The sequence below is a fragment of the Mucilaginibacter sediminis genome, from assembly GCF_051903035.1.
GTDB lineage: Bacteria > Bacteroidota > Bacteroidia > Sphingobacteriales > Sphingobacteriaceae > Mucilaginibacter.
On sequence record NZ_CP170602.1, the window covers coordinates 5,335,875 to 5,348,246 of the forward strand.

8 protein-coding genes are annotated in these 12,372 nt (G+C 42.4%); 7 read left to right on the plus strand and 1 reads right to left on the minus strand.

The genetic code is table 11. From position 1 onward, the window contains the following. Positions 1–38: 38 nt before the first annotated feature. From ACFGVS_RS22195 to ACFGVS_RS22205, 3 genes are all read left to right on the plus strand, one after another. A complete protein-coding gene (locus ACFGVS_RS22195; protein WP_090638958.1) occupies positions 39–731 on the plus strand; it encodes a response regulator transcription factor in 693 nt (230 codons plus the stop codon). A 293-nt stretch (positions 732–1,024) separates the two neighbouring features. Beyond that, positions 1,025–1,666, plus strand: a complete 642-nt coding sequence (locus ACFGVS_RS22200; protein WP_439695622.1) for a tetratricopeptide repeat protein — start codon at positions 1,025–1,027, stop codon at positions 1,664–1,666. 188 nt (positions 1,667–1,854) lie between these two features. Further along, a complete protein-coding gene (locus ACFGVS_RS22205; RefSeq protein ID WP_439695623.1) occupies positions 1,855–3,996 on the plus strand; it encodes a carboxy terminal-processing peptidase in 2,142 nt (713 codons plus the stop codon). Between the two features lie 160 nt (positions 3,997–4,156). Here the strand turns inward: ACFGVS_RS22205 and ACFGVS_RS22210 are convergent, their stop codons facing one another. Beyond that, a complete protein-coding gene (locus ACFGVS_RS22210; RefSeq protein ID WP_439695624.1) occupies positions 4,157–7,060 on the minus strand; it encodes a DEAD/DEAH box helicase in 2,904 nt (967 codons plus the stop codon). 544 nt (positions 7,061–7,604) lie between these two features. Between ACFGVS_RS22210 and ACFGVS_RS22215 the strand changes: the two genes are divergently transcribed. The 4 genes from ACFGVS_RS22215 (at position 7,605) to ACFGVS_RS22230 (ending at position 12,369) form a co-directional block, all read left to right on the plus strand. Next, positions 7,605–9,593 (plus strand): glycoside hydrolase family 97 protein, encoded by a 1,989-nt coding sequence (locus tag ACFGVS_RS22215; protein WP_439695625.1) that lies wholly within the window; start codon positions 7,605–7,607, stop codon positions 9,591–9,593. Positions 9,594–9,721: 128 nt separating this feature from the next. Continuing rightward, positions 9,722–10,093, plus strand: coding sequence for a BlaI/MecI/CopY family transcriptional regulator (locus ACFGVS_RS22220; RefSeq protein WP_439695626.1), 372 nt, complete (start codon positions 9,722–9,724; stop codon positions 10,091–10,093). Beyond that, positions 10,090–11,655 carry a M56 family metallopeptidase gene (locus ACFGVS_RS22225; RefSeq protein ID WP_439695627.1) on the plus strand — a complete coding sequence of 522 codons (1,566 nt, stop codon included), beginning with the start codon at positions 10,090–10,092 and terminating at the stop codon, positions 11,653–11,655. The genes ACFGVS_RS22220 and ACFGVS_RS22225 overlap by 4 nt, the downstream gene beginning before the upstream one ends. Positions 11,656–11,787: 132 nt before the next feature. Then, complete coding sequence (locus ACFGVS_RS22230) at positions 11,788–12,369, plus strand: HPP family protein (RefSeq protein WP_274211046.1); 582 nt, start codon at positions 11,788–11,790, stop codon at positions 12,367–12,369. The last annotated feature ends 3 nt before the right edge of the window (positions 12,370–12,372 follow it).

The following is a 12,372-nucleotide window of genomic DNA, read 5'->3' on the forward strand; positions in this document are numbered from 1 at the left end:
GACTTATCGGACTTTCCGACTTCCGAACTAAACATAACATGAAGAAAATACTACTGGTTGAGGATGATGCCAATTTGGGTTTACTGCTACAGGATTATCTGCAGCTGAAAGGGAAATTTGATGTTATTTTATGTAAAGATGGCGAAGAAGGACTGCGTACCTTTACCAAACATGTATTTGACTTGCTGATACTGGATGTAATGATGCCCAAAAAAGACGGCTTTACCCTGGGCAAAGACATCAGGAAAATAAATCCCAACGTGCCCATCATTTTTGCCACCGCCAAGGGCATGATCGAAGATAAAACACAAGCCTTTAACCTCGGCGGTGATGATTACATTACCAAGCCCTTCCGGATAGAAGAGTTGCTGCTGCGCATAAACGCCTTGCTAAAACGATCCAGTGGCACCGAAAAAACCGAAGAGGAAAAGCAAACCAGCTTTAAAATTGGCCGCTATACCTTTGATTATACCTCGCAAATCATCACCATAGGCGAGGCTCTTCAAAAGCTATCTACCAAAGAGGCCGAACTTTTACGCCTGCTATGTATGCGCAAAAACGAAGTACTTACCCGCGAAGAAGCACTGCTGAATATTTGGCACGATGACAATTACTTTAACGGCCGCAGCATGGATGTATTTTTAAGCAAAATCCGTAAGTATTTAAAAGATGACCCCAATGTCGAGATCATCAATGTACATGGCCGGGGGTACAAATTACTAATCAATTAACGGGGTTTTGGGTGTGTTTATTAAGATGCTATAAAATCTCAGTAAGATCGTAGCCGCTCTGTCTGTATTTTTAATTAAAATTTTAATTCGCAAAGAAAATTTTATTCTGCCTTATTATCAACCGATTAGCAGAAGCATTATTAATTGGACATAACATTATAGCTCCGCGCTCCGTTAAATCCTCTTATCAAACAAACAAGGCTGGTATTTCTACATTTTAGGGTATTGATTAACTGGACTTTATAATTATATTTGTTTACTGATTAATTTATTAAACTCAGACAAAAGGCTCAATGAGATATCTTTTACTAATTATCTTATGCTCTGTAAGTATATCCGCATCGGCACAATGGTGGGTAAAACCGGCTAAAAGCATTGGTAATGTATTTAAAAAACACGAACGCTTTCCGCTGATTGCTGATGTAAAAGATCACTCCATTGGCAGGTTGCCCGCAGCCCAGTTAGCTAAACATAAAATTACGGCTGTTAGCCTGGAGCTTGCATCTTATTCCCTTTATCTGCATGAAATGGCGGTAATGAAAACGGCCCAGCATAACATGAGGTTCAGGGTTTACAATGCTGCAAGCTACAATTTTAGCGATCTGGCGCAAATGTACCTGAAGCAAAATCGCCTGTCCGAAGCTAAATGGTATTGGCTGCAAAGTCTGCAGATATCGCGCCAGCAAAACGACGACAAACATACCATTACCAGCCTAATGGGGCTGGCAACCTGCAAAGCAGGCTATGGCGATTTTACCCAGGCCATGCAGGATTTGAGCGAGGCCCGCGATATGGCCAATAGCCATGGGTTTACAGCCGATGTTACCAACATTAATAAACAGATGCGCTACCTGCAAGATAATAAAGATAACCCAAGGGCAGAGATTCGCTATGCGGAAACCGCTGATCAGGAACCTAAAAAGGTAATTAAATAATTTTTTTATGTAACAATAGCGTAAAATGCTATTGCGTGTATACTACAAGTAAAACATTATCGTATAATTGTTATTGTTATTAGGAGACAGCATTTTGACTGTCTCTTTTTTTTACATTAGCAATAATTTATTATTAGGCACAAGTATTGATGTTTTACACCACTCCCGATTTAACTACAGTAAAAAATATGTTTAAGAAAGTATATTTATTAGTATTACTGGCTGCTGCACTTGCATGTAAGGCATCGCCATCAAAACCAATTAAAGTTGCAGCATCAGACCTGGATCCAGATGAGCAACAGAGTGTTGTCTGCAAAAAAATTGCCGAACTGATTACCAATTACAACTATAAAAAAGTTGAACTAAACGATTCAATATCAGCAATTGTATACGATCGGTATATCAAATCATTAGATGAAAACCATAGTTACTTTTTAGCCTCGGATATTAAGGACTTTGAAAAGTACAAAACAGTGCTTGATGATGACATTAAAGCAGGTAACCTTAATGATGCTTTTTATATTTTCAACGTGTTTCAGAAAAGGTACATCGAGCATGTAAACTACTCGTTAGCCAGATTAAACAAAAGCTTTGATTTTGATAAAAAAGAATCGTTTGTGTATGATCGTGATAAACTGCCATGGCCTGCCAATCAAACCGAAATGGATGACATGTGGGGGCAGCGCGTTAAATACGACTTGCTGAACCTGAAAATAGCCAGCCCGGATATGGCAAAAAATAAAGAAGTACTGAAAAAACGTTACGAAAACTTATTGTCGCAAGCAAATAAGCTATCCAACCAGGACGTTTTTCAATATTTCATGGATGCCTTTACCGAGGCTATCGATCCGCATACTAACTATTTTAACCCTTCAAACGCAGCTAATTTCAATATCGAAATGTCTCGCCAGTTAGAAGGTATCGGTGCCTCACTGTTAGTTGAAAACGAATACGTAACTATTAAATCAATAGTACCGGGTGGCCCTGCCGACAAAAGCAAGCAGATATCCATCGACGATCGCATTGTTGGTGTTGCACAAGGCAAAGAAGGCGAATTTCAGAACGTAGTTGGTTGGAGGGTTGAAAATGCTATCGCCCTGATTCGCGGCACCAAAGGCACTACGGTAAAGCTTGAGATTTTACCGACAGGCGCAGGTGCCGGCAGTAAGCCTAAAGTAGTAGAAATGGTACGCGAAAAAATCATTTTAAAAGATCAATCGGCAAAAAAAGAGATCCGCAATTATAACAGTAATGGTAAAGCTGTTAAAATAGGCGTAATATCTATTCCCGCATTTTACATCGATTATAACGATTACAAGGCAGGTAATCCAAACTATAAGAGTACTACCCACGATGTTAAATTATTGCTCGATAGCCTGAAACAGGAAAATGTTGATGGTGTAGTTATCGACTTACGCGAAAATGGAGGTGGCTCATTAATGGAGGCTATTGAACTTACCGGCTTATTCATCAAATCGGGCCCGGTAGTACAGGTTCGTGATACTAAAGACCAGGTGGATGTAGAGAAAGATGAAGACCCATCGGTTACTTATTCAGGTCCGTTGGGAGTACTTGTTGATCGTTTTAGCGCTTCAGCGTCAGAAATTTTCTCCGGCGCAATACAGGACTACGGCCGCGGATTAATTTTGGGCACACAAACCTATGGTAAAGGCTCGGTACAAAACGCCATTGACCTCGATAGGATACTGGGTTCGCCAATACGTGATAAGATAAAAGATTTAGCTGGAAATGTTGCCGGAACAAAAAAGATGAAAGTATCAACCGGCAGCCAGAGTACTTATGGCCAGTTAAATTTAACTATAGCCAAATTTTACCGTATTAGTGGCAATTCAACCCAGCATAAAGGTGTTATGCCCGATATCCAGTTTCCATCATTAATTCCTTTGGATAAATATGGCGAGGATACCGAGCCATCGGCTATGCCTTTTGATGTTATCGAGAAAAGCGATTTTACCAAAGCAGGCGATTTTACCGCAGTATTGCCACAGCTTAAAAAAATGCATGAGCAACGCATGGCAACAAGCGATAGCTACAAGTATATGCTTGAAGATATCGCCGACTTTAAAAAACACAATACCGAAGGCAGTGTAACCTTAAATGAAGCCGACCTGAAAAAACAACGTGATGCTGATGAGCAAAAAGCACTGGAACGCAACAACCTGCGCCGTGTAGCCTTGGGCCTTCCCGCACTTAAAAAAGGGGATAAAAGACCTAAAGATGAAGACCTTGACTTTGTAAAACGCGAGGTTGGCCAAATCATGACTGATTACATCAGCTTAGGATCGAAGTTTACAAGTGTAAAACCGTAGTGAATATGCAGATGTGCAGATGAATGAAAAAGAAAATGGCCTTTCAACAATTGAGAGGCCATTTTTTTATGCTTTATCCAGATCAAATAATCTGAAATATACATATCCAAAATCTTCCATCTGCACATCTGAAATCTGCACACTTGCACATCTGGGGTTCCTACCCCAATATCTCCTTTATATCATCCGCAGTAAGCGATTTAATAAAACTTTCCTCGGTGGTAATTAAAGCGCGGCTGAGGCTTAATTTGCGCTGCTGCAGGGCAAGTATCTTCTCTTCAACAGAATCCTTGGTGATGAATTTATAGATGAACACATTTTTGGTTTGCCCGATGCGGTGGGTACGATCAATGGCCTGTTGTTCAACAGCAGGGTTCCACCAGGGGTCAAGTATAAACACATAGTCGGCCTCCGTTAGGTTAAGGCCTACCCCGCCTGCCTTTATCGAGATCAGGAAAACCCTTGTCTTTTTATCCTCCTGGAATTGTTTAACCACATCACCGCGGTTTTGAGTACCGCCATCAAGGTAAACATATGATATTCCTTCGCGTTCCAGGTGTTCGCGATAAATGGCAAGCTGCTTTACAAACTGCGAGAATATCAACACCTTGTGCCCGCCATCCAACACGCTGGCCAGGGTGTGTACTACGTTTTCAAATTTTCCGCTATCGCCCTCGTAATCCTTATCAATCATGATGGGGTGGTTGGCTATCTGCCTCAGCTTAATCAGCCCCTGCAATACCTGTATCTGGGTTTTGGCAAAGGTGCCATCCTCCAGGCTTTTCAGCAATTCGTTGCGGTATTCTGATTTTATTTTTTCATATACCGATCCCTGCTCCTCACTCATCTCGCAATAAAGCAAGGTTTCCGTTTTCGGTGGCAGCTCGGTTGCCACCTGTTCTTTGGTACGGCGCAGCACAAAAGGTTTAATAAGCGCCTGCAGCTTGCGGGCCTTATCCTCATCCTTTTTCTTTTCTATAGGCGTTACAAACTCATTTTGGAAAAACTGCTGATTACCTAACAGGCCTGGGTTAATAAATGACATCTGCGTCCATAAGTCATTTACCGAATTTTCAACCGGGGTACCGCTTAATATCAGTTTAAAGCGCGATTTAAGTTGCTTAACTGCCTGGAATGACTTTGACGACGGATTTTTGATGTTCTGGCTTTCATCAAGTATCACATAATCAAAAAAGTAATCCTTAAACATTTCAATATCTATCCGGCTGATGCCATAGGTGGTGATAACCACGTCATAGTTGGCAAACACATCTGCCGACCGATACCTTAATGTGCCGGTATGAACCATCAGCCTTAATTGCGGCGTGAATTTTTTTGCCTCGTTAAGCCAGTTGTAGATCAACGATGTTGGCATAATAACCAGCGATGTGCTCTTGCTACCTTCCGATTCGGTAAACTCTTTATGTTTTTGCAATAGGGCCAGGGTTTGTATCGTTTTACCAAGGCCCATATCATCGGCAAGGCAGCCGCCAAAATGGTATTGCTTTAAAAAGTGAAACCAGTTATAACCTGCCTGTTGGTATGGTCGCAGGTTACCCTGGAAGTTTACAGGCATGTTTACTTCTTCCAATTCTTCAAAATTGGTCAGCTTCTGTAGCTTGCGGGTCATGGTAACGTTGGCCATCTCGCCTTCGGCCAGGTCATTAACCAGGCCTATATGGTGGCGGCGCAGCCTCAAGTCATTGCCTCCTTCGGTAAAATGCAACAGGTTACCATATTGCGAAAACCATTTTTCGGGGATAACAGCAATCTCGCCCGACGGCAAAATAAATTCCTTTTTATGGTTGAGGATATGATTCTTTAGCTGGATAAACGGAATGCGGTATGGCCCAAACCAAACAATGGCGTTAATATCAAACCAATCGTTATTTTCAGATACTTCAAGGTCTATTTTACTGTTTCCAAAAACGTACCGCTTTTGACCGTCAGGTTGCTCTATTTCAAAACCCTGCTCTATTAGCTGGTTATGATGCTGATTAAGCCATTCAAATACCGAGAAGGAATGATCGGCATCCTCATCATGCTTATTATCAACCTCGAGGTTTTGAAACAAGCTGGATACGGTTTTAAGGCCCAATTGTTCCAACTGGGCCATTTTACCCTTTTCCCAGGTAGCCGAGCGCTTAATGCGATGGAACAGGTAATCGTCGCCATTTTTCTCCATCCTTACCGATACCGTACGTCCATCGCCGTAAGGAAAAATATAGCCCGCATATTTAAAATACAATTGCAGCTGCGATGTGCCTCCCTCTACATAAATAGGTTTTACAATTGGCTGCGCATCGTATTTTTCGGTGTTTATCGTAAACCCTTCGGCATATACATTGTGCTTCTCAATCAGCGGCGCAACAAACTTTTCAAAGTAAGATTGCTCTGACGACCTGGGGATGGCGATAAAACGCTTATTCAGGAAGGGCACCAGTTTTTTACCTTCTATCTCTTTATCAAAGTAATACAGTGTATCGTCAAGGAGCATCCAGGCCGGGTGGTTACAAATGATCTCGGCATTTTTAAACATGAATTCGATGCGCATTCCCTGGTATTTAATCGTAGGGAAATATCGTATCTCCTCCTCATTTCGCCTGAAATGGAACAGCACGCTGGCCGGTTCAGTTGCTATCTGCAGCTTTCGTTCTCCGGGATAGCCCTCTTTACTCATCTGGTAAACCTTTTTGCCGGTTTGCATCAGCAGGTTCAGCGCTTCTGCCATCCGTTTCTCCAGCTTAGGGCGAATGGTATCAAATAATGTTTCGTTAAATATCTTGGCAAAAAATTCAAACGGGCGGATGGGCTTTTTGTAAAAGCGCTTAATTACATTGCCCTGCTCCATCTCCTCCAAAATCTTGATAAGCTTAATATCAACCTCATCAATATATTGCATAAACTCCTTTGCCGTATTGGAAAACAAGCGCTGGTAGGTTAATGAAAATTCGCCGTTGGGGTTAAGCTGAACGATATGTGGCTCAATTACATAGCCAAGGTAATCATGCTTTGCAATGGCATAAATAATCTGGCATGGTTTTGTACTGTCGACTCGTAGCATTAACTTTTGATAAAAAATTAATAGAAGCTACATCAACAAAAAATTCAAACGTAATCAGAATTTGGGGGAAATGAAAGGATTTTTTGTTTTTTAATTCAGAAAACGAATTTGGGGGCCAATGCTGTGTCGTTGTTAACGGCCTGCGTAGCGATAAAAACTCAAGCACGAATATCTGCTGGCAGAATTACAATTTAATCGAATCTCACGAATTTTAGGATTGATCGGCCAGGGCAAACGCAAGTAAAGAGGGTTAACATAACTTAACACATTTCAGCCGCATAAGCCAATAAACACTTGATTATAAGTATTTTAAATTTCAAGATGGTTAACACCAACTTAATACTTTCCACCTATTAAACGCAGCGCAATGTCTCCAAACCAAAAATAAAGAGTACGACCAGGGCTACGAGTAGCCTCATTAACCCCAGCTAACCCTGCTGTTTTTTTCTCATCACAATTTGTCGGGAATGCATTATGCCGTAAGTATATTTATACTTAGTTTCGGATTGCATAAACCGCCATTTTTAACCATAACACCTTTGTGATGAACGCTAAACTTTTACTCCTGCTTTGCCTATGCCTTCCTGCTACCACACTCCTTGCCCAATCGGCAAAAAGCTACCATATAAAATCGCCGAATGGCGAAATCGATTTAGCTATAACCACCGGCACCGCTATCAGCTGGCAGGTAAAACATGAGGATACCGAAGTTATTAGCCCTTCAACTATATCGATGACTTTAGCCGGCGGCGAGGTATTGGGCAAAAACGCGGTTGTAAAATCGGCCAAAACATCATCGGCTGATACCTGGTTTAACACGCCTATTTATAAAAAGGACAAGGTTCATGACCAATACAACCAACTAATCATCAATTTTAAAGGCGATTACGCGGTTGTATTCCGTGCCTATGACGATGGGGTGGCCTACCGCTTCACCACGCAAAAAAAGGGTGAAATTACCGTTGTTGACGAGGAAGCCAACTTCAATTTTAAGGATGATGATAAAGCTTATCTGCCTTTTGTGAATGATTTTAGGAACAAGGATAAATGGACAACCTCTTTTGAGGCACTTTATGATAACATCAACATCTCTGCCGTAAAAAAAGATACACTGGCATTTTTGCCCGTGTTGGTTGATGTTGGCACTCCGAAAAAAGCAGCCATTTTAGAGGCAGACCTCAACAACTACCCCGGCATGTACTTAACCGGCGATGGCTCGGGAAGCAAAAACCTGAAAGGGGCATTTGCCCAATATCCTACAGTGGAACATACCGGCGGCTATGCCAATATGAACTACGTGGTGAACGGCCGGGCTGATTATATTGCCAAAACTACGGGTGCCCACAGCTTCCCGTGGCGGGTGGTGATTATCAGCACCGATGACAAGCAGCTGGCCAATAGCGACATGGTGCAAAAGCTTGCAGAGCCATCAAGGCTAACCGATCTTTCCTGGATAAAACCGGGCAAAGTAGCCTGGGATTGGTGGAACGACTGGAACATCAGCCACGTTGATTTTAAGGCCGGCATTAATAACCCAACCTATAAATACTATATCGATTTTGCATCGGCCAATAAAATAGAATATGTGGTGCTGGATGAGGGCTGGTCGAGCATTGTAGACCTCACCCAGATCTCGCCCGAGATTAACCTGCAGGAACTGCTTGATTATGCTAAACAAAAAAACGTGGGCCTCATTTTGTGGACCAGCTGGTATGCCCTTACCCGCCAAACCGATTTAGCTTTTGACAAATTCACCAAAATGGGCGTTAAAGGCTTCAAGATAGATTTTATTGACCGCGACGACCAGAAGATGGTATCATCGCTATATGACATAGCCCAAAAGGCTGCCGACCATCACCTGATTGTTGATTATCACGGCATGTACAAACCCGGCGGCATCCAGCGCACTTTTCCTAATATTGTGAATTTTGAGGGGGTAAAAGGGCTGGAGAATGTAAAATGGGGTGTAACCAATCACCCGGGTTATGATGTAAGTATCCCGTTCATCCGCATGCTATCCGGCCCGATGGATTATACCCCAGGGGCTATGCGCAATGCCACAAAAGCAAACTTTCGCCCGGTAAACGGCAACCCCATGAGCCAGGGAACACGCTGCCACCAACTGGCCATGTATACCATATTTGAAGCCCCGCTGCAAATGATGGCTGATAACCCAACCATTTATACCAAAGAGCAGGAAAGTACCGATTTTATAGCTGCGGTGCCTACCACCTTTAACGAAACCGTTGCCCTTGATGGCAAGGTGGGCGAATATGTAGCTATTGCACGCCGCAAAGGCACCACCTGGTATACCGGCGCCATGAGCAACTGGGATGCAAGGGATTTAAATATCGATTTAGCATTTTTGGGCGATGGCAATTATAAGGCCATTGTATTTGAGGATGGCGTAAATGCCGATAAGGATGCTAGCGATTATAAACGCACCGTTATTAATGTTACCGCGAAAGACAAGCTATCTGTAAAACTGGTACCTGGCGGTGGCTGGGCTGCGCGGTTTGAGCGCGTAAATTAATATAACCAAGATGCTTTAATCATCTTTTCGGGTCTTTAGTAAATACCCGCGAAAAAAATAATCGCGGGTATTTGCATTTATGATTTATTTACTCTACAATTGTAGAGTAAATTCTAATATCGTAGAACATGAAACTAACCAACACCGAAGAGCAATTAATGGAACTGATTTGGGCAGGCCAGGAAGTTTTCCTGAAAGACCTGATAGATAGTTACCCGGAACCCAAACCCGCAGTAACTACTATTGCCACTTTATTGAAACGCATGCAGGATAAAGGCTTTGTAGCCTATAACCTGATGGGTAATTCCAGGCAGTATTATGCGCTGGTCAAAAAGTCCGATTACTTTGCAACCCACGTGAACGGGCTAATCAAAAACTTTTTTGGCAATTCGGCCATGCAGTTTGCTTCGTTTTTTACAACCGAAACCCACCTTACTGACGCCGAATTACAAGACTTAAAGAAAATTATAGACCAACAATTAAACAAGAAAAAACCATGACAGCCTACCTGCTAAACTTTACGCTTTGCAGCGCCTTGTTGCTGCTTGCTTATGTTGTGTTGCTTAAAAATAAAACAATGTATACCTTCAACAGGTTTTACCTTTTGTTCGGTATTGTATTTTCGCTCACGGTACCGTTAATCAGCATACAGCAACGTGCTGCGCCAGATGTTGAACAACCTTATTTTAAGGCAGAAATACTGGATGCACCGGCAACTCCCTCAACATTAACACCGGCAGCTACAATAGCGGATCCAGAACATATCAACTATCTGTTTTACTTGTTGCCCTGCATTTATATTTTAATTACCGGCTTGCTTTTATTGCGGTTTATCAAAAATCTATATAGCATCAAACAAACTATAGATAAAAACTATAGCGCCCCGTATGAAAATGCAAAACTGGTGCTAATCGACCAAAAACAAACGCCGCATACCTTTTTAAAGTACATGTTTTTAAACCGTGACGACTATCAAAACGGACAAATTGACGACGGCATTTTGCATCATGAACTTGCACACGCCCGCCAGTTACACTCCATTGATATTATATTTACCGAGTTTGTACAGGCCATTTGCTGGTTTAACCCCTTCATTTTAATATACCGCCGTTATATTAAACTAAACCACGAATTTTTGGCCGATGCCGCGGTATTAAATACGCATTACGATACTGCCAACTATCAAAACCTGCTTATTCACAGTTTATCTGGCCTTAACGGCTTAGGTATAACCAGCCAATTCAACTACGCTATCACCAAAAAACGATTGATCATGATGACTAAAACCACCACCACCTTTAACGCCTGGCTAAGCCGGCTGGCCGTTATGCCTTTCGCCATTGCGGCATTTTTGTTATTCACCACCAAAACCGAAGCGCAGCAACCAAAATTTGCAGTGCCAGCGGCTAAAGGAAAAGCCGACCAGCTTCAACCAAAACCATCGCCGGAAAATAGCCCGGCGGGCAAAGTACACCGCGACTTTATTTTTGCCGAGCTCAATTATAAGCATACTGCAAATGGTGTATCGCCCGAGTTATTGGCCGAGTATAAAACCATCGCTGATAAATATGAACCTTATTTTTCGGCGGCATTAAGCAGCCACGGCAAAAACAAAATCTCGCCGGATGGAAAGATCATGAAAGTTTCGGATGAGGATAAAGCCCGGCTTAAAGAAATATATGGACAGATGAGTAAAGACCAGCAGGCTCAACAAATGGTAGGTTTTATGATGGGTAACGGGCTTATAATACCTCGTGCCTTCCCAACGGCGAAGCAATTGAGCGTTTTTACGGATGTACACACCTATGGCATCTGGATTAACGGAAAAAGAGCAGCCAACTCCGAGCTTGAAAAATACAAGTCGGCTGATTTTGCACAGGTATTTATCAGCAAACTATATGCAGGCGCTGCCAAAGATAAAACCTATAAATACCAGGTTGATTTGATGACCGTTGATTATTACGACAACTACCGCAAGAAAACGCTGGCACAAACAAAAATAGCGCGTATGTATTGCCGAACACCTTTTGGTGCAAAGCAAACAGGATTAATGATGCTTTAATAACAAAGGGCCCCGGATTTAAAAAGCCCGGGGCCTTTTGTTACCTCTAAATATTTTACCCTCCATTCCCGATTTTAAATTATCCCTTGTGTCATAATGTAAAGTATCTACTTTTGCGCAGGCTTATAAATTATGATAAGAAGGATACATCGCCACGCTCGCACCGCCCGTTATATTGTTTATAAAGAAACGCTGGTTGATTATAAAGAGCATTTCTGGACGTTTATAGGCTCGTTCCTGGGCATAGGCTTAATTGGGTTTTTTAGCAACCGATACTTTAGCCCCTCAGATAATTTATTCCTTATTGGTTCTTTTGGTGCTTCATCGGTATTAATTTATGGCATCGTAAACAGCCCTCTCGCCCAGCCCCGAAACTTAATTGGCGGCCATGTAATCTGCGCTATCGTAGGGGTAACAATGCATAAGCTTATCCCGCACGAGGTTTGGCTGTCATCTGCCCTGGCTGTATCAGTTGCCATTGTATTGATGCAAATTACCAAAACGCTGCATCCGCCGGGTGGAGCCACAGCGCTGATTGCTAACATTGGCTCGGCCAAAATACAGGCATTGGGATATTTATACGTATTAAGCCCGGTATTATCCGGCGCAATAGTATTGCTGCTGGTAGCTTTGCTGGTAAACAATGTAAGCGGCCATCGCAAATATCCCAACAATAAAAAGTGGTTTATGGTATGGCGCAGGTATCAGCGTTAAGTT

Coding starts and splice junctions, on each gene's coding strand:
- ACFGVS_RS22195 (WP_090638958.1), top strand. CDS start 39: ATGAAGAAAATACTACTGGTTGAGGATGATGCCAATTTGGGTTTACTG.
- ACFGVS_RS22205 (WP_439695623.1), top strand. CDS start 1,855: ATGTTTAAGAAAGTATATTTATTAGTATTACTGGCTGCTGCACTTGCA.
- ACFGVS_RS22225 (WP_439695627.1), top strand. CDS start 10,090: ATGACAGCCTACCTGCTAAACTTTACGCTTTGCAGCGCCTTGTTGCTG.
- ACFGVS_RS22200 (WP_439695622.1), top strand. CDS start 1,025: ATGAGATATCTTTTACTAATTATCTTATGCTCTGTAAGTATATCCGCA.
- ACFGVS_RS22230 (WP_274211046.1), top strand. CDS start 11,788: ATGATAAGAAGGATACATCGCCACGCTCGCACCGCCCGTTATATTGTT.
- ACFGVS_RS22210 (WP_439695624.1), bottom strand. CDS start 7,060: ATGCTACGAGTCGACAGTACAAAACCATGCCAGATTATTTATGCCATT.
- ACFGVS_RS22220 (WP_439695626.1), top strand. CDS start 9,722: ATGAAACTAACCAACACCGAAGAGCAATTAATGGAACTGATTTGGGCA.
- ACFGVS_RS22215 (WP_439695625.1), top strand. CDS start 7,605: ATGAACGCTAAACTTTTACTCCTGCTTTGCCTATGCCTTCCTGCTACC.